This is a genomic window from Saccharopolyspora antimicrobica (assembly GCF_003635025.1).
Taxonomy (GTDB): Bacteria; Actinomycetota; Actinomycetes; order Mycobacteriales; family Pseudonocardiaceae; genus Saccharopolyspora; species Saccharopolyspora antimicrobica.
On the sequence record NZ_RBXX01000002.1, the window covers coordinates 398,918 to 415,610 of the forward strand.

14 protein-coding genes are annotated in these 16,693 nt (G+C 72.1%); 5 read left to right on the plus strand and 9 right to left on the minus strand.

Annotated elements, in window-relative coordinates; all coding sequences use genetic code 11:
• Nucleotides 1–34: 34 nt before the first annotated feature.
• The 3 genes from ATL45_RS02430 to ATL45_RS38690 are packed head-to-tail and all read right to left on the minus strand — an operon-like array spanning nt 35 to nt 2,839.
• A complete protein-coding gene (locus ATL45_RS02430; RefSeq protein ID WP_093156254.1) occupies nt 35–856 on the minus strand; it encodes a serine/threonine-protein kinase in 822 nt (273 codons plus the stop codon).
• Nucleotides 853–2,676 (minus strand): ABC transporter ATP-binding protein, encoded by a 1,824-nt coding sequence (locus ATL45_RS02435; RefSeq protein WP_093156256.1) that lies wholly within the window; start codon nt 2,674–2,676, stop codon nt 853–855. The genes ATL45_RS02430 and ATL45_RS02435 overlap by 4 nt, the downstream gene beginning before the upstream one ends.
• Before the next feature lie 16 nt (nt 2,677–2,692).
• On the minus strand, nt 2,693–2,839 hold the full coding sequence (locus ATL45_RS38690) for a hypothetical protein (RefSeq protein WP_170210144.1): 147 nt from the start codon (nt 2,837–2,839) through the stop codon (nt 2,693–2,695).
• A gap of 123 nt (nt 2,840–2,962) precedes the next feature.
• On the opposite strand from ATL45_RS38690, the gene ATL45_RS02440 reads away from it, so the two are divergent.
• Nucleotides 2,963–4,915 carry a hydantoinase/oxoprolinase family protein gene (locus ATL45_RS02440; protein WP_170210145.1) on the plus strand — a complete coding sequence of 651 codons (1,953 nt, stop codon included), beginning with the start codon at nt 2,963–2,965 and terminating at the stop codon, nt 4,913–4,915.
• Nucleotides 4,912–6,474: a hydantoinase B/oxoprolinase family protein gene (locus ATL45_RS02445; RefSeq protein WP_093156259.1), complete on the plus strand. Its 1,563-nt coding sequence runs from the start codon at nt 4,912–4,914 to the stop codon at nt 6,472–6,474. Before ATL45_RS02440 ends, ATL45_RS02445 begins: the two co-directional genes overlap by 4 nt.
• Before the next feature lie 206 nt (nt 6,475–6,680).
• Here the strand turns inward: ATL45_RS02445 and ATL45_RS02450 are convergent, their stop codons facing one another.
• The 4 genes from ATL45_RS02450 to ATL45_RS02465 form a co-directional block, all read right to left on the minus strand.
• Nucleotides 6,681–7,622 carry a LysR family transcriptional regulator gene (locus tag ATL45_RS02450; protein WP_093156260.1) on the minus strand — a complete coding sequence of 314 codons (942 nt, stop codon included), beginning with the start codon at nt 7,620–7,622 and terminating at the stop codon, nt 6,681–6,683.
• Between the two features lie 28 nt (nt 7,623–7,650).
• A complete protein-coding gene (locus ATL45_RS02455; protein ID WP_093156262.1) occupies nt 7,651–9,078 on the minus strand; it encodes an Nramp family divalent metal transporter in 1,428 nt (475 codons plus the stop codon).
• On the minus strand, nt 9,065–10,345 hold the full coding sequence (locus tag ATL45_RS02460) for an MFS transporter (RefSeq protein WP_093156335.1): 1,281 nt from the start codon (nt 10,343–10,345) through the stop codon (nt 9,065–9,067). The genes ATL45_RS02455 and ATL45_RS02460 overlap by 14 nt, the downstream gene beginning before the upstream one ends.
• A 148-nt stretch (nt 10,346–10,493) precedes the next feature.
• The gene (locus tag ATL45_RS02465; RefSeq protein WP_093156263.1) at nt 10,494–11,333 is read right to left on the minus strand and encodes a coiled-coil domain-containing protein; all 840 of its coding nucleotides are present in this window, start codon (nt 11,331–11,333) and stop codon (nt 10,494–10,496) included.
• Nucleotides 11,334–11,395: 62 nt separating this feature from the next.
• On the opposite strand from ATL45_RS02465, the gene ATL45_RS02470 reads away from it, so the two are divergent.
• Nucleotides 11,396–11,578 carry a PspC domain-containing protein gene (locus ATL45_RS02470; RefSeq protein WP_093156265.1) on the plus strand — a complete coding sequence of 61 codons (183 nt, stop codon included), beginning with the start codon at nt 11,396–11,398 and terminating at the stop codon, nt 11,576–11,578.
• A gap of 4 nt (nt 11,579–11,582) precedes the next feature.
• On the opposite strand, the gene ATL45_RS02475 is transcribed toward ATL45_RS02470, so the two are convergent.
• Nucleotides 11,583–12,677, minus strand: coding sequence for an FAD-dependent monooxygenase (locus ATL45_RS02475; RefSeq protein WP_093156266.1), 1,095 nt, complete (start codon nt 12,675–12,677; stop codon nt 11,583–11,585).
• A gap of 193 nt (nt 12,678–12,870) precedes the next feature.
• Between ATL45_RS02475 and ATL45_RS02480 the strand changes: the two genes are divergently transcribed.
• Both ATL45_RS02480 and ATL45_RS02485 read left to right on the plus strand, forming a co-directional pair.
• The gene (locus ATL45_RS02480; RefSeq protein WP_093156268.1) at nt 12,871–13,572 is read left to right on the plus strand and encodes a TetR/AcrR family transcriptional regulator; all 702 of its coding nucleotides are present in this window, start codon (nt 12,871–12,873) and stop codon (nt 13,570–13,572) included.
• Between the two features lie 46 nt (nt 13,573–13,618).
• Nucleotides 13,619–14,602, plus strand: a complete 984-nt coding sequence (locus tag ATL45_RS02485) for an MsnO8 family LLM class oxidoreductase (protein WP_093156270.1) — start codon at nt 13,619–13,621, stop codon at nt 14,600–14,602.
• Here ATL45_RS02485 and ATL45_RS02490 read toward each other — a convergent pair.
• Complete coding sequence (locus tag ATL45_RS02490) at nt 14,599–16,581, minus strand: APC family permease (RefSeq protein WP_093156271.1); 1,983 nt, start codon at nt 16,579–16,581, stop codon at nt 14,599–14,601. The two genes, ATL45_RS02485 and ATL45_RS02490, sit on opposite strands and share 4 nt — an antisense overlap.
• Nucleotides 16,582–16,693 lie beyond the last annotated feature (112 nt).

A 16,693-nucleotide genomic window follows, 5' to 3' on the forward strand; every position in this document is an offset into this window, starting at 1 on the left:
GGAGCTTCGCACGACCGGCGGCCCGCGCCAAGGGTCACGGCGCGGTCAGCGGGTTCTCGTCACCGGTGGCCTCGGCGAGGAGCGCGTGGAGGTGCTCCAGCGGCGGGCGGTGCTCGGGCCGCGGCAGGAGGCAGCCGTCGATCGCCTCCGCCAGCGGCCTGGGCAGCCTGCGCGACGAGCGGACCGGCGGTGCCGTCGTCGTCAGCTGCGGGTGCTCGGGCTCGGGCACGTCGAAGGGCTGGAACCCGGTGGCCGACTCGAACAGCACCAGCCCGATCGCCCAGGCGTCGGCCGGTGGCCCCACCAGCTCGCCGCGGACCTGCTCCGGGGCCATGCAGCGCGGTGTGCCGCCGCGGCTCGGCCCTGGCGGGCGGGCCAGGCCCAGGTCGAGCACCCGCGCGCGGCCGAACTCGGCGATGATGTTGCCCGGCTTGAGATCGAGGTGCAGGTAGCCGCGGTCGTGCAGGTAGCGGATCGCCGAGCACAGCTGCTGGCCCAGGTAGCCGAGCTCGCGGGTGGTGAGCCTGCGGTTGCCGTCGTCGAGCAGGCTGTCCAGCGTCGCCCCGCCCAGCGTCTCCATCACCAGCACCGGCGTGCCGTCCGCCGCTTCCGCCAGTTCGTAGGCCCGCACGATGTACGGGTGCGTGCACGACAGCAGCAGATTTCCCTCGTGCGCAAGGGTTTCGCCGATCTCGCGGTTCCCGGTGCGGTCCGGGCGCACCGCTTTGATGAAGCAGCGGCTGTAGCGGCGGGTGCTCCAGGCGTCGTAGGTGTCGAAGTCCTCGCCGCGCCGGATGTGCTCGATCACGGGGTATCCGGGCGCGACCTGCTGGCTGCGGCGCAGCGGCCCGGTCACACCGGCTCCCGCACCTGCTGCAGCCGGTACATCGACGCGTAGCGGCCGTCGCGGCGCATCAGCTGGGCGTGCGTGCCGGATTCGGCGATGCGGCCGTCGTCGAGCAGCAGGATCCGGTCGGCGTCGCGCACCGTCATCAGGTTGTGCGCGATGACGATCGAGGTGCGGTCGGCCATCAGGCGCCGCAGCGGTTCCAGCACCCGCGCGGTGGAAGCCGCGTCGAGACCGGCGGTGGGTTCGTCGAGCAGCAGGACCGGCGCGTCGCGCAGCATGGCGCGGGCGATGGCGATCCGCTGCCGCTGCCCGCCGGAGAGCAGGCTGCCGTGCGCTCCGACCGCGGTCCGGTAGCCGTCGGGCAGCGCGGTGATGAACTCGTGCGCGTCCGCCGCGCGGGCGGCTCGCACCACTTCCCGGTCGGTGGCGCCGGGACGGCCCCAGGCGATGTTGTCCCGCACGCTGGCGTCCACGGCGAGGACGTCCTGCAGCACCACCGAGATGTTGTGCCGCACCTCCTGCTGGCAGGCGGCGCGCAGGTCCACGCCGTCGAGGGCGACCGCGCCGGAATCCGGGTCGTAGAACCGCAGCAGCAGCTTCCCGACCGTGGACTTGCCCGAACCACTCGCACCGACCAGCGCCACCGCCTGCCCGGGCCGCACCTCGAAACCAATGCGGTGCACGGCGTCCCGCCCGGTGTTCGGATACCGGAAGCTGACGGCGTCGAAGACCACCTCGCCCCGCGCGCGGCCCAATCGGCGCGGGTGCGCCGGGTCCCGCACTTCCGGGACCTGGTCGAGCAGTTCGATGATCCGCTCGGCGCCCGCGGAAGCCGCGTAGATCCTGTTGGTGAGCCGCCCGAAACCGCGCACCGGGCTGTAGAGCTGGCTGAGGTAGCCGAGGAACACCAGCAGGCCGCCCAGCGTGATCGTGCCCCGCGTGAGCTCCCAGGTGCCGAAACCGATGATCAGCAGCACGCCGCCGAGCTCCAGCAGGTCCACCAGCGGGCTGAACAGCGCGTGCAGCCGGGTCGCGACCATCTCGGCGGCGAAGCTGCCCAGGTTCTCCCGGTGGAAGCGCTGGGTCTCGGCGCGCTCCCGGCCGTAGGCCTTCACCAGCGCGGCGTTGCTCAGGCTCTCCTCCGCGACCGCCCCGATCGCGCCGCTGCGCCGCCGCTTCTCCCGGGACGCGGCCTTGATCCGGCGGGAGAAGTAGCGCGCGGCCAGCCAGAACGCGGGCACCGCGACGAGCGAGACCAGGGCCAGCCGCCAGCTCAGCACGAACATCGCCCCGGCGAACAGCACGATCTTGAACAGGTAGGCCAGCGCCTGGGTGGTGCCGGAGAGCACCAGCTGCTCGATGGCGCCGACGTCGCCGGTGAGCCGGGACAGCGTGTCACCGACCTTGCGGCGGTCGAGGAACCCGATGGACAGCTCGTGCAGGTGCCCGAACAGATCGGTGCGCAGGTCCAGCAGGAAGCGCTCGGCGACCCAGGTGGACACGTACTCGTCGGCGAATCCGATGATCCCGGCCAGCACCGTGATGCCCAGGTAGGCGCCGCCGAGGGCGAAGAAGAGCGCGAAGTCGCGCGGCACCAGCACGTCGTCGACGAGGATCTTGAACATCCAGATCGTCGCGGTGTCCAGCAGCGGCGCGATCAGGACGAGCAGCACGACGAGCGCCCACCACCGCCGGTACGGGCGCGCGTAGGGCCAGAACCGCCGGAACACCTCCCGCACGCCCACCACCGGCGCGTGCTCGACCAGACCGCCCGGTTCCGGCGCTGGAACCGTCAGCAGCGCTTTCAGCCGGGTGCGCGGGTTCATGGCACCCGCTGACGGCTCAGTAGATCACCGGGAACATCGATGTCCTGGTGCGCGTGCGGTCGCGGTGCCGTCCGGTCGTGCGGTGCCCGTGGTGGTGGTGGTGGCTGTGGTCGCGGTGCTTGCGACTCGCCGGCAGGTGCGCGGTGAACAGGGCGCTGGCCATCGTCGGTCTCCCTCGATAGGTCCTGCGGGTTCCTCCAGCGTCGCGGTTCGCCGGTGCCGCGGGTAGAGCCCTTGTTCCCAGCGGGATGGCCGCGGCGGCGCGATGATGGCCTCGGGTGTCGTGATGTCGGACGAGGTCGAGGCGTGTGCCGGGGTGGACGTCGGAGGCACGTTCACCGATGTGGTCCTGCGCGCCCCCGGGCGCAGGCCGAAGGCCGTCAAGGTGCCCACCACCCCGGGCGATCCCGCCGAGGGCGTCCGGCGCGGTGTCCGGGAAAGCCTGCCCGACGGCACCCTGCGCCTGCTCCCGCACGGCTCCACGACGGCGACGAACGCCGTGCTGGAGCGCAAGGTCGCGCGCACCGCCTTCGTCACCACCGCCGGTTTCACCGACGTGCTGCAGATCGCCCGGCAGAACCGCCCGGCGCTCTACGACCTGTCGGTCACCAAACCCGAACCGCTCGTCCCCCGGGAACTCGTGGTCGCGGTCGAGGAGCGGATGGGCCCGGACGGCGAGCCCGTCATCGCCCTCACCGATGCCGAGGTCGAACGCGTGGTCGCCGCGGTGCGGCGGCTGGAGCCCGAGTCGATCGCGGTGAGCCTGCTGTTCTCCTACGCCTGCGACGACCACGAGCGGCGGTTGTGCGCGGCGCTGGCCGAGGTGGGCGTGCCGATCACCCGCTCCAGCGCGCTGCTGCCGGAGTTCCGCGAGTTCGAACGGGCCTCCACCTGCGTGCTCAACGCGGCGATCGAGCCGGTGATGCACCGGTACCTGTCCGGCCTGGTCTCCCGCCTGCCCGGGCCGGTGATCACCGTGATGACCTCCGGCGGCGGCACCGCGGGGGTGGACTTCGCCGCGACCGCCCCGGTGCACACCCTGCTGTCCGGCCCGGCCGCCGGCGTGGTGGCGGCCGGTGCGGTGGCGCGCTCGGCGGGGTTCGACGACGCGATCGCCTTCGACATGGGCGGCACCTCCACCGATGTCTGCCTGATCCGCGGCGGGCATCCCGAGGTGTCCACGGGCTCGGAGATCGCCGGGCTGCCCTTCCGCACCCCGGCGGTCGGAATCCACACCGTGGGCGCCGGGGGCGGCTCGATCGCCTGGGTCGACGCAGGTGGCGCGTTGCGCGTCGGACCGCGTTCGGCCGGTGCGGATCCCGGCCCCGCCTGCTACGGAGCGGGCGGCCGGGAACCGACCGTGACCGATGCCCACTGCGCGCTGGGACACCTGGATCCGGCCCGCGAGCTCGGCGGCGGGCTGCGGCTGGACGCCGAGGCGGCGCGCCGCGCGCTGGCCGAGCTGCCGGAACCGGCCTCGGGTGTGCTGGCGGTGGTCCGGGCGACGATGGCGCGGGCGTTGCGCAAGGTCAGCACCGAGCGAGGTGTCGATCCGGCCGGGCTGGCGCTGGTCGCCTACGGCGGTGCGGGGCCGCTGCACGCGACCGCGCTGGCACGCGAGCTCGGCTGCCCCGCGGTGGTGGTTCCCCCGGCACCGGGTGTGCTCAGCGCGCTCGGCCTGCTGCTGGCCCCGCCGCGCTTCGAAGCCTCGCGGACGGTGCTGGCCGATGCCGGGGACGACCTGTCGCAGACCTGGTCGGAGCTCGCCGAGGAAGCCTGGCGCGAACTCGAGAAGCAAGGTGTCACAACCGACATCTCACTGTCCAAAGTGGCCGATATGCGGTACGCGGGCCAATCGCACGAGCTGCGCGTCGACGTCGATGACGAAACCGGCACCGCCGAACTGCTGCACGCCGCGCACCGCGAGGCCTACGGCTACGAGATCCGCGACGAGCGCGTCGAGGTGGTGACGGTGCGGGTCGTCGCCCAGGGCGAACCCGTGCTCGCCGCCCCGCCGGGCGACTGGGAGCAGGGCAGCCCGGAGCGCGAACACGACCGCGAGATCGGCATCGGCGACCAGGTGGTGCGCGCCCGCGTGGTCGCGCGGGCCGCGCTGCGACCGGGCGATGAGATCACCGGCCCGGCGCTGGTCGAGCAGCCGGACACCACGACGCTGCTCGGCGACGGCGAAGCGGCGGTCGTGGACGATGCGGAGAACCTGGTGGTGCGGTTGTCATGACGGAACTCTCCGCGGTGGAGCTGGAGGTCTTCCGGCACGCGCTGGCCGGGGTGGCCGACGAGATGGGCGTGGCCCTGCGCCGCGCCGCCTACTCCCCCAACATCAAGGAGCGCGCCGACTGCTCGGCCGCGGTGTTCGACGCCGACGGCGAGATGGTCGCGCAGGCCGAGCACATCCCGGTGCACCTCGGCGCGATGCCCGCCAGCGTCCGCGCGGTGCTGGACACCTTCGGGCAGCTCGAACCGGGTGCGCAGGTGTGCGTCAACGACCCGTACCTGGGCGGCACCCACCTGCCGGACCTGACGATCGTCGCCGCGGTCGGCTACGGCGACCGGTTGCTGGGCTACGTGGCCAACCGCGCCCACCACGCCGACGTCGGCGGCGCGGCACCGGGTTCGATGCCCGCCTCCGCCACGGAGATCGCGGCGGAGGGCGTGCGCATCCCGCCCGTCCGCATCGCCGACGCCGAGGGAGAGCGTGAGGACGTCGTCCGCCTGATCGCGGCGAACTCGCGCACTCCCGGCGAACGGCGCGGCGACCTGCGCGCCCAGTTCGCGGCCAACCACGTCGGCGCGGTGCGGATGCGCGAACTCGCGCACCGGGTGGGCTCGGCCCGGCTGCGCGCGGCGATGTCGGCGGTGTGCGACTACTCCGACCGCCGGGTGCGCGCGGCGATCCGCGAGATCCCCGACGGCTGCTACCGCTGCGAGGACGAGCTGGAGATCGGCGACGGCGTGCCGATCCGCGCGGCGGTGACCGTCGCCGGGGACGAGGTGTCGATCGATTTCACCGGCAGCGCCGCCCAGATCCCGGTGAACTGCAACGCGGTGTTCGCGGTGACCCTGTCGGCGTCGATGTTCGTCCTGCGGATGCTCACCGACCCCGACGCCCCGCCCAACGCGGGCTGCTACCGCGCGCTGCGCGTGACCGCTCCCGAGGGCACCGTGGTCAACCCGACGTTCCCGGCACCGACGGCGGCGGGCAACGTCGAGACCAGCCAGCGCATCGTGGACGTCCTGCTCGGCGCGTTCGCCCAGGCCATCCCCGACCGCGTCCCGGCGGCGAGCCAGGGAACCATGAACAACCTGCTCATCGGCGGCAGCGACCCGGCGTTCAGCTACTACGAGACGCTCGGCGGCGGCGAGGGCGGAACTCCCGGCCGCCCGGGCATGTCCGGCGTCCACACCGGCATGACCAACACCCGCAACACCCCGGCCGAAGCGGTGGAACTCGGCTACCCGCTGCGGGTCTGGCGCTACGAACTGCGCCCGTCCTCCGGCGGCGACGGCCACCACCCCGGCGGCGAAGGCCTGGTCCGCGAACTGGAAGCCCTCACCGACTGCACCCTGACCATCCAGTCCGAGCGCCGCGGCAACGCCCCGCGAGGCGCCCAGGGCGGCCACCCCGGCGCGGTCGGCCGCAACGTCCTCCTCCGAGCCGACGGCACCGAGCACGAGCTCCCGCCGAAGGGCACCTGGCCGCTGCGCCGAGGAGACCGAATCCGCATCGAAACCCCAGGCGGAGGAGGCTGGGGAAAGCCGGCTGAGGAGTTATCCTGAACGTGCGGACCGGGCGCTCCGCGCTGGCACGTGGAGCATTCGAATCCCCGGCCGACGGAGCCTCCGACCCCAGCGGCCGGAGGCTTCCGATCACCGGACCTCGTTCGGCACCGAGGTGCAGGTGGTCCCCGGACAGTGCCCACACCATCGGTCGCATGACGGACTCAACCCCTGAACGATGGGTGGTGAACCACCACTGTCACGGCCTAGGCCAGGTTCAGGTTCGGGAGCGGGGCTTCGGTCAGGAGGGTGTGGAGGGCTTCTGCGGGTTTGGTGGTGGTTCGGTCGGTTCGCCACCACAGGGCTACTTCGTGGGTTCTGGGTTCGTTCGCGATCGGGGCGATGCGGACTCCTTCGGTGTTGGCCGTCAGGACTGCCAGGGCGTTCGTCACGCCTATCGCTGTTCCCGCACGTACCAGGGCGATCAGGGTTTGGGACTGGTTGGTGCGGAAGACGACCTCGGGGGTCAGGCCCGCTCGTTCGAAGGCCAGCGCCGCAGCGGCGTGGTCGTTGCCGCGGGAGCCGTTGTCCCCGGCCGCGATCAGCGGGCGGGTGGCCAGGTCCGCCAGGCGCAGCGGGCCGTCCGGTGCTTCCCGCGCGGGCAGTACCGCCACCAGCGGTTCCTGCCACAGCGTCCGGCAGGTCAGCGCGTCGCTGGACGGGACCGGCAACAACGGCCGAACCGCGAGGTCGACCTCGCCGGAAAGCAGCGCTGCCTCCAGCTCCAGCGCCGTGCCCTCCCGCAGCACCAGCTCCACACCCGGGTAGCGCTTCGCGCTCTGCTCGAACAGGAACGGGAACAGGTGCGCTGCCGCGCTGGGACACGCACCGAGCCGGACCTTGCCGCGCACTCGCCGCGCGGCTCGCGCCGCGTCGTCGCTGGCCGCTTGCAGGTGCTGCAGCATGCCTCGGGCGTGGGGCAGCAGCTCGCGGCCTTCGGCGGTCAGCTCCACGGGCGTGCACGTGCGGTCGAACAGCCGCACGCCCAGTGCTCGTTCCAGCTCGGCGACGTGGGTGCTGATCCTCGACTGCGAGCGGTACAGGGCCTGGGCCGCGGCGGAGAAACCACCGTGCTCCACCACGGACGTGAAGCTGACGAACCAGTCCAGGCGGAAGCGGTACGCCTCCGCCGCCTTCACCGCGACCACCTCATGTCCACCGGGGAGATGATCGCGGTCAGCCGAACACCTTGTCCAGCTGCTGGAGCACGGTCAGCACCGCGAGCACGCCGAAGAGCAGGATCGACCAGATCAGCGCTGCCAGCCGGTAGCCGCGGACGCGGATCGGGGCGGGCAGCATCTTGCGGTTGATCGCGATCAGCAGGCCGGAGTAGATGAACATCATCACCCCGCCCGTGCAGGCCGAGATCGTCGCCAGCAGCAGCGGCTGGCCGAGCCCGGCGAGGATCACGACGATGCCGATCAGCACCAGCCCCCACACCAGCGCTGCGTAGATCGCGCTCTCCGATGCCTTCGGGAAGTACGTCGTCTTCAGCACGTCGGCGGCCAGCCTGCTGGTGTAGTCGACGATGCCCAGCGCGGCGGCGAACAGCGAGAACGCGCCCACCAGCCAGAAGAAGTAGCCGAACCAGCCGCCGGCCGCGGCCATCATCGCCTCGCCCTCGACGCGCAGGAACGACACGTCGTTGGACACCTCACCGGAGCCGAAGACGGTCGCGTGGGCCAGCAGCGACATGAACACGATGGACAGGAACGTGATGGCCACGAAGGTCAGCGCCTGCTCCTTGTTGGCGAAGCGCCACCACACCCGCCAGCGGCCCAGGTTCTCCTCGGTGGCGGGGAAGATGAACCCGGCCTGCCCGCGCGCCTCGGTCTCGCCGGTCAGCGGTGAGACGATCTTCGGCACGTAGCGGCCCATGCCGAAGCCCTTGTCCCGGATCCAGTTGCTCTGCACCAGGTTCTGGCCGCCGCCCGCGCCGGCGAAGGCCAGCGCGCCCATCAGCACCGCGAAACCCAGCTCCGCGGCCGGGAACCGCGGTTCCGAGACGATCGTGGGCAGCGCGCTCCAGGTGCGGGCGCCGAGGACGAACAGCGAGCCGATCACGATGAGCAGCAGGATCGCCGCCACCTTGACCATCTGCGCCCGTTCCAGCGCCGTGTAGACCGCGGGCGCCAGGGTGAGGATCAGCGCCACCACGACGAGGATCACCACCGACACCACCGCGACGTCGCCGCCGAAGACGTAGGTGAACAGCGTCGCCGAGCTGGTCGCCCAGGCGGGCCACAGGTTCGCGAAGTAGGCCAGCACCGCGAACACCAGGCCCCAGTGCTTCCACAACCGGCTGAACCCGGTGACCGCGGTCTCCCCGGTGGCCAGCGTGTAGCGCTCGATCTCCATGTTCAGGAAGTACTGCGTGAGCAGGCCCAGCAGCGCTGCCCACACGAAGGTCAGGCCGACCTGCGAGGTGATGTAGGGGAACAGGATGAACTCGCCGCTGGCCAGGCCCACGCCTGCGGCGACGATGCCGGGGCCGATCAGCCGCCACTGCCGGGCCGGTGGTTCCGGCAGGTCGCGCACCTGCGGGCGCGGGATGTGCTTGTCCGGGAAGGCCTTCGCCGGATCGGTCAGGTCAGCCTCGGCCATCTGCACCCCTCCGTTGTTCTGCAGTGGACTTGCCCGGGTCCAGGCCGACGGGCCTGCGGACCAGGAACGCGTAGCTGAGCGCGGCGGCGATGGCGATCCCGCTGGCCGTCAGCAGCGCGATCACGAACGATCCCGTGCGGTCCACGATGATCCCGGTGATCAGCGGCGCGAACGCACCGCCGAAGTAGCCGCCGAAGTTCTGCAGACTGCCCAGCGAGGCGGTGATCCGCTCGGCGCCGACGGTGGTGGCCAGCGACCAGGCACCGGCGCTGGCGTTGTTCATGAAGAACTGCGACGCGGAGATGCACACCAGCGCGAGCGCGGTGCTCGGGGTGAGCGCGACCGGGATGGTGCACAGCCCGCCGAGCAGCAGCCCGGCGCAGATCGGCACCTTGCGCGCGATCATCGTCGAAACCCCGCGCCGCACCAGCAGATCACCGACACCGCCGCCGGAAAGCATGCCGAGGGTGCCCGCGAGGTAGGGCACGACGAGCGCGATTCCGGTGTCGGCCACGCTCAGGCCGCGCTCGCTCGACAGGTAGGCGGGCAGCCAGGTCAGGTACAGGTAGATGGAGTAGATGACGCCGGAGAAGCCGATCATCATGCCCCAGGTGCTGCGGTGGCGCAGCAGGCCCAGCCATTCGCGCAGCGACACCGGTTCCGCGACCGGCCCGGGTTCGGCGGACAGCTGCCCGCGATCCCGGTAGACGGCGAACCAGATCAGCGCGAGCACGATGCCGGCGACACCGGCCACCACGAACATCGTGCGCCACCCGTAGCTGAGCATCAGCCAGGTCAGCAGCGGCGGTGCGATGGCCGGTGCCAGCGTGGAGGCGGTGTTGAACAGCCCGATCGGCAACCCGCGGGACTCGCGCGGGAACCAGTCGGCGACGACCTTGGCCCCGCCGGGGAAGGCGGGTGCCTCGCCCACGCCGAGGACCAGCCGCCCGAACAGCATCTGCTTGAAGTTGGCGGCGACACCGCAGAACGCCTGCGCGACCGACCACAGCAGCAGCCCGCCGCCGAGCACCTTCCGCGGCCCGAACCGGTCGAGCAGACCTCCGGCGGGCAGCTGCGCGAAGGCGTAGGCCCAGGAGAACACCGAAAGCAGCAGCCCCATCTCGGTCGGCCCGATGCCGAACTCGTCCTGCACGCTGTGGTTGGCGATGGCCAGCGTGCTGCGGTCGACGTAGTTGATGATGCCGATGAGCAGCAGCATGACGAGGAGCAGGACGCGCATCCGGCGGATGCCCTGCGGTGGCCTCATGCGGTCTCCCCGGACGACGGTGTCCCTGTAGGGCCGTGGAACCGACCGCGGCGCGTACCCGTCGCGGATCCGGCGCTCGACCATAAGCGGCCGTCACACGCCGGTAAAGCCCGCTCCGCGCATGCCCGCCATCCGCTCCGCGGATGGCTCAGCGCGTCTCCGCGCTCCGCAGCCGCTCCGCTGCCGCGTCGCGGTCGCGCTGCGCGCGCTCCCGGCGCTGCCGGGCGGCTTTCGCACTGCGTCGGAGCTCGCGCTGCTCGTCCTCCGCGTGCTCCAGCGCGTCGCGCCGCTGCGCGAGCTGCTCGCGCAGCTCGTCGATCTCGTCGCGCAGCTCCTCGCACCGGTCTTCGGCCTCGCGCTGCGCGCGCTCGGCGGCTTCCAGCGCGTCCGCGGCTTCGCCCAGCTGCGCGTCGCTGCGCCGCAGCTCTTCGCGGAGTTCGGCGAGGGGTTCGGCCGCCCGGCGCGGTTTCTCGGTCCGCTGCGCGGTGCGGCGCATCGCGGCGACGGCGAGTTCGTCGAGGCCGAATCCGCTGTATTCCAGGGGTTTGGCCAGGGTCGCCGCCTGGACCTCCTGGCCTGCGGCGGGATCGGAGAGCGCGGCGGTGAGGGTTTGCTCGACCTGCTCGCGGGCGGCTTGGGTCAGCGGGTGGCCTTGTGCGCCGGCCAGGGCCGCGGCGCGGTCGGTGAGGTCGCGCAGGATCTCGGTGCGTTCGCCGGCGAGGCCGCGGATGTCGTCGCCGCGCAGTTCGCGCTGGGCTGAGCGCAGCCGCTCCCCCAGGTCCAGCAAGCTGCCCAGCGCCGCCGGCTCGCGGGCGGCCAGCAGGTTCACCGCCCACGCCGCCGTGGTGGGTTTGCGCAGCTTCTTGAGCGCGGCGGCGAGGTCGTCGTCGCCGCGCTGCTTGGCCGCCGCCGCTTCCCGGTCGCGGGCGGCGATGAACTCGGCCGGGTCGGCGGTGCACAGGTCGCGGGCGATCTGCTCGAAGTCCACCGGCTCAACGTGCCACGGCTGCCCGAGGTGCGCGATGTCCGGGACGCTCGCAGGCTGTGGGCATGAGTGGTTTGGAACGGCCGCGCGACCAGCGCGTGATCGCCGGGGTGTGCAGCGGGATCGCCAACCGGTTCGGCTGGAGCGTCTGGCTGGTCCGGCTGGCATTCGTCGTCTCCTGCGTGCTGCCCGGCCCGCAGATCCTGCTCTACGTGGTGCTCTGGATCGTGATCCCCAACTCGCCGTGAGCCCTCAGGGCGTCCAGGTGTAGGCGGGTGTGATCGAGCGTTCGAAGAACGCGCTGGGCACGCGGGGCAGCGCCGCGTTGCGCAGCGCGGTCAGCGGTGGTGACGTCCAGTGCGCCGGGGCGGCGACCTGGCGGGAGCGGCGGGCGATCAGCTGGGTGCGCGGCCTGCGGGTGCGGTCGTACTCCGCCAGTCCCGCGCGCACGCCGAGCTCGTCGACCGCGGCGGCGAGCGTGACGGCGTCTTCGAGCGCCTGGCAGGCACCCTGCCCGAGGTTCGGGGTCATGGCGTGGGCGGCGTCGCCGAGGAGCGCGACCTTGCCCGCTGCGAAGGTGCGCAGTTCCGGCAGCTCGTAGGTGTCGTGCTGCGAGACCTCGTGCGCCGAGTTCAGCAGGGCCGGGATCGGGTCGTGCCAGTCGGCGAAGCGCTCGCGCAGCTCGTCGAGGCCGATGCGGGTGCCGGTCGGGGCGTTGGCCATCAGGTAGCAGTAGACGCGGCCGTCGGGCATCGGCACGTAGCCGAACCGCTCGCCGCTGCCCCAGGTTTCCGCGCTCTCGGTGACGGGGTGGGCCGGGGCGATGAGGCGCCAGGTGGTGTATCCGACGTAGCGCGGCCCCGGGATGTCCGGCCAGAGGGAGCGCCGTGTCGCGCTGTGCACGCCGTCAGCGCCCACCACGAGATCCGCGGTGGTCGTGCCGCCGTGCCGGACCGTGCCGTCGGGCCGCACCTGGCTCACCTCGGTGCCGGGGCGCAGCGCTCGCGCCGGAAGGGCCGAGAGCAGCAGGTCGATCAGGTCCGCGCGGTGCACGGTCGCCCACTGCCCGAAGCGCCGCTTGAGGTCGTCGACGTCGTTGCGGATCAACCAGTTCCCGTTCGCGCGGCGGATGCCCGCCAGCGGGTCCGCCAGCCCGGCCGAGCGCACGCGATCGGCGAGGCCGAGTTCCTGCAGGGCGCGGAGGCCGTTGGGCTGGATCGACAGCCCGGCGCCGATCTCGGTGAACTCCGGCGCGCGTTCGAGGACCTCGACCTGCCAACCGCGCTGGTGGAAGGCGACGGCCGCGGCCAGTCCACCGATGCCGCCGCCCACGACTGCCACCTTCATCGTCCGGTCACCTCCTGATCGCGGCGGAGGTGCGCGGCCCTGGACGACCGCCACCACACGGCCGTGACCAGCACGACCGGAAGCAGAACCCACCACCAGCGTTTCGTCACGTTCTTATCCCTTCTAGATTTACTTAGAGCATTAAGCAAACATAGTTGGTCTAAGATGTCAACGGAAGCAGGGAGGGGCATCGATGGCCGCGGGTACGAGCAGGCGGGAGCGGCTGCGCCAGGCCGCGCTGGAGGAGATCCACGCAGCGGCGCGCGCACTCCTGGTGGAGGGCGGACCGGCGGCGGTGACCATCAACGCGGTCGCCCGGCGGGTCGGCATGAGCGGTCCGGCGCTGTACCACTACTACGCGAGCCACGACGAGCTCGTCGGCGCGGTGACCGCGGACTTCTTCCGCGAACTGGCCACCACCATGGAACAGGCCCGGGACGCCCTCGGCGGCGCACCGGTCGGCGACCGGCTGCTGGCGGCCTGCCGGGCGATGCGCGGCTGGGCCACCACCCACCCGGCCGAGTTCGGCTGGATCTTCGCCAGCCCGATCACCCCGGCCGACCAGCGCCCGGATTCGCCGCGCCACCGGGCCGGGCAGCGCTTCGAGCAGATCCTGCTGGACCTGACCGCCGAGCTGTGGCGGACCCGGCCGTTCCCGGTGCCCGAGCCCGCCGAGCTGGCGCCGTCGCTGCGCGGGCAGCTGGCCGACTACTCCGAGTCCATCGGCGGCATCCTGCCGCCCGAGGCCGCGCACGTCTTCCTGTCCTGCTGGGTCCGCCTGTACGGCCTGCTGTGCATGGAAGTCCTGCACCAGCTGGACTTCGCCTACACCGACCTGGAACCCGTCTTCGAGGAGTGCCTGCGCGAGATCTCCGGCCGGCTGGGCATCGGCTGATCCGTCACACCGGGAATCTCGCGGCACCACCGGCGTTGACCCCGGTGTGAGACTTTCCGTGCTCGACCGCTCGCACGTCGGACCGGGGCTGAGCCCGCAGCAGGCGCTGCGGGACACCGTTCGCTTCGCCCAGCAGGTCGAAGAGCTCGGCTACCACCGGTTCTGGGTGGCCGAGCACCACAGCGTGCCCGGGGTCGCCGGAGCCGCGCCCACCGTGCTCGCCGCCGCCGTCGCCGCCGCGACCAGCCGGATCAGGGTCGGCACCGGTGGCGTCATGCTGCCCAACCACCAGCCGCTCGTGGTCGCCGAGCAGTTCGGCGTGCTCGGATCGCTGTTCCCGGACCGCATCGACGTCGGGCTGGGCCGCTCGGTCGGCTTCACCGACGGCATCCGGCGCGCGCTGGGACGCGGCAAGGAAGCCGCCGACCGGTTCGGCGACCAGCTCGCGGAGCTGCTGGGCTACCTGGACGGCCGGTCGGCCTCCGGCGTGCACGCGGTCCCCGCCGAAGGGCTGGACCTGCCGGTGCTCCTGCTGGCCACCGGTGCCGGCGCGGCCACCGCGGCGGAGTTCGGGCTGCCGCTGGTGATCGCCGCCGCCCACGGCGACGACCGGATGATCCGCACCATCGAGGAATACCGCGCGAACTTCCGCCCCTCGACGCGGGCCGCTGAGCCGTACGTGGTGCTCGCCCGCTCGATCGCGGTCGCCGAGAGCACCGAGCGGGCCCGGCGGCTGCTCGTCCCCGAGGCGTGGGCGACCGCGTACTCCCGCACGCACGGCGAGTTCCCGCCGCTGGAGGCACCGGAGGAGATCCTCGCGAGGTCGATGTCCGACCGGCAGCGCGCCCAGTTCGACCGAGCCCTGCGCGGCCACCTGTTCGGCACCCCGGACGAGGTCGCGACCGGCCTGGAGCAGCTGGCCGCGCGCACCGGCGCGGACGAAGTCCTGGTCACCACCACCGCGCACGACCCGGCCGACCGCCTCGACTCCTACCGACTCCTGAGCACTCTCCAGCAGGTGCCGGTCTAACCCAAGCCGCGGCGGGTTCGGCCGGGTGCGTGGTCGGCCCGGTCGATCCGCTGGTGGTGGCTGGAGACCAGCTGCCACGGGACGCTGACCACCAGTACTCCCGGCTCGAAGCGCAGCCGCCAGACCAGGCGCAGCGAGCTCTGGTTGTGCAGCAGGTTCTCCCACCAGCGCCCGACCACGTACTCCGGGACGTAGACGCACACCAGGTCGCGGGGTCCGGCGCGGCGGATGCGCTTGATGTAGTCGATGACCGGCCGCGTGATCTCCCGGTACGGCGACTCCACCACCTTCAGCGGCACCTCGATGCCGTGCCGCTCCCACTCCCGGCGCAGCACCTGGGTGTCGCCCTCGTCGACGTTCGCGGTGAGCGCGGTCAGCGTGTCCGGCCGGTTCGCGCGGGCGAACGCCAGCGCGCGCAGCGTCGGCTTGTGCAGCGTGGACACCAGCACCACCGCGTGCACCCGGCTCGGCAGCACGACGTCACCGCGCTCCGGTTCCAGCTCCCGGCGCACCTCGCGGTAGTGCCGGTGGATGCCGCGCATGATCCCGTAGAGCACCGGGATCGCGATCACCACCAGGTAGGCGCCGTGGGTGAACTTGGTGGCCAGCACCACCACCAGCACCGTCGCGGTGAGCACCGCGCCGACGGCGTTGATCAGCCGGTGGCCGTGGATGCGCCTGCGCTGCGCACCGCGGGCGCCGGTCAGCTCGTGGTTCCAGTGCCGCACCATGCCGATCTGGCTCAGCGTGAACGAGGTGAACACCCCGAGGATGTAGAGCTGGATCAGCGCCGTCACCGACCCCTCGAACGCCGCGATCAGCGCGATGGCGACCAGCCCGAGCAGGATGATGCCGTTGGAGTGCGCCAGCCGGTCACCTCGGGTGTGCAGCTGGCGCGGCAGGTAGCGGCGCTGGGCCAGCAGCGAGGCCAGCGTCGGGAAGCCGTTGAAGGCGGTGTTGGCGGCCAGCAGCAGGATCAGCGCCGCACCGGCCTGCACGACGAAGAACAGCGCGCTGTCCAGCCCGAAGACCGCTCCCGCCAGCTGGGCGATGACGGTGCGCTGCCCGGTGCTGTGGCAGTCGGTCGGGAAGCCGATCAGGTCGCACGGGTTGGCCGCCACCCGCACCTGGGCGATCACCGACAGCGCGGTCACCCCGCTGAACAGGAAGATCGCCAGCACGCCCATGATCACCAGGGTCCGCCCCGCGTTGACCGCCTTCGGCCGCTGGAAGGCGGGTACCCCGTTGGAGATGGCCTCCACCCCGGTGAGCGCCGTGCAGCCGGAGGAGAACGCCCGCAGCAGCAGGAACACGAAAGCGACACCGGTGATGTCCACCTGCTCGGGTCTGATGGTCCACCCGGCGCTCTCCGCGACCGGCGGGTGGCCCGCGGCGAACTGGGTCAGGCCGACCACGATGGTCAGCCCGAGAGCGGCGATGAACAGGTAGGTGGGCACCGCGAAGGCCCGCCCCGATTCGCGCGCGCCGCGCAGGTTCAGCGCGATCAGCAGCACGATCACGGCGATCGCCAGCCACACCCGGTGCGGGTAGAGCTGCGGCAGCGCGGAGACGATGTTGTCCACCCCGGCCGCGACCGACACGGCCACCGTCATCACGTAGTCGACCATCAGCGCGGCGGCCACCACCAGGCTGGGGTTGCGGCCGAGGTTGCGCACCACCACCTCGTACGAGCCGCCGCCGCTGGGATAGGCGTGCACCACCTGCCGGTAGGAGGCGACCACGACCGCGAGCAGCACCACCACGGCCAGCGCCACCCACGGCGCCAGGTGCAGCAGCGCGAGCCCGCCGATCGAGAGGACCAGCAGGACCTCCTGCGTGGCGTAGGTGACCGAGGAGAGCGCGTCGCTGGCGAAGATGGGCAGTGCGATCCGCTTCGGCAGCAGCGTCTCCGCCACCCGGTCGCTGCGCAACGGCCGGCCGAGCAGCAAGCGCTTCACCAGGTTCACCGCCGAAGGCACCGCTCCAGAGTAGGCCGCCTCAGCGCGCCTCACCCGCTCAACGGAAATCGTCCACAGTGGTCATTCGGATCGGCGGTAGGCTGTCGGCCGACGAGCGAGGAGGCATCGCGAA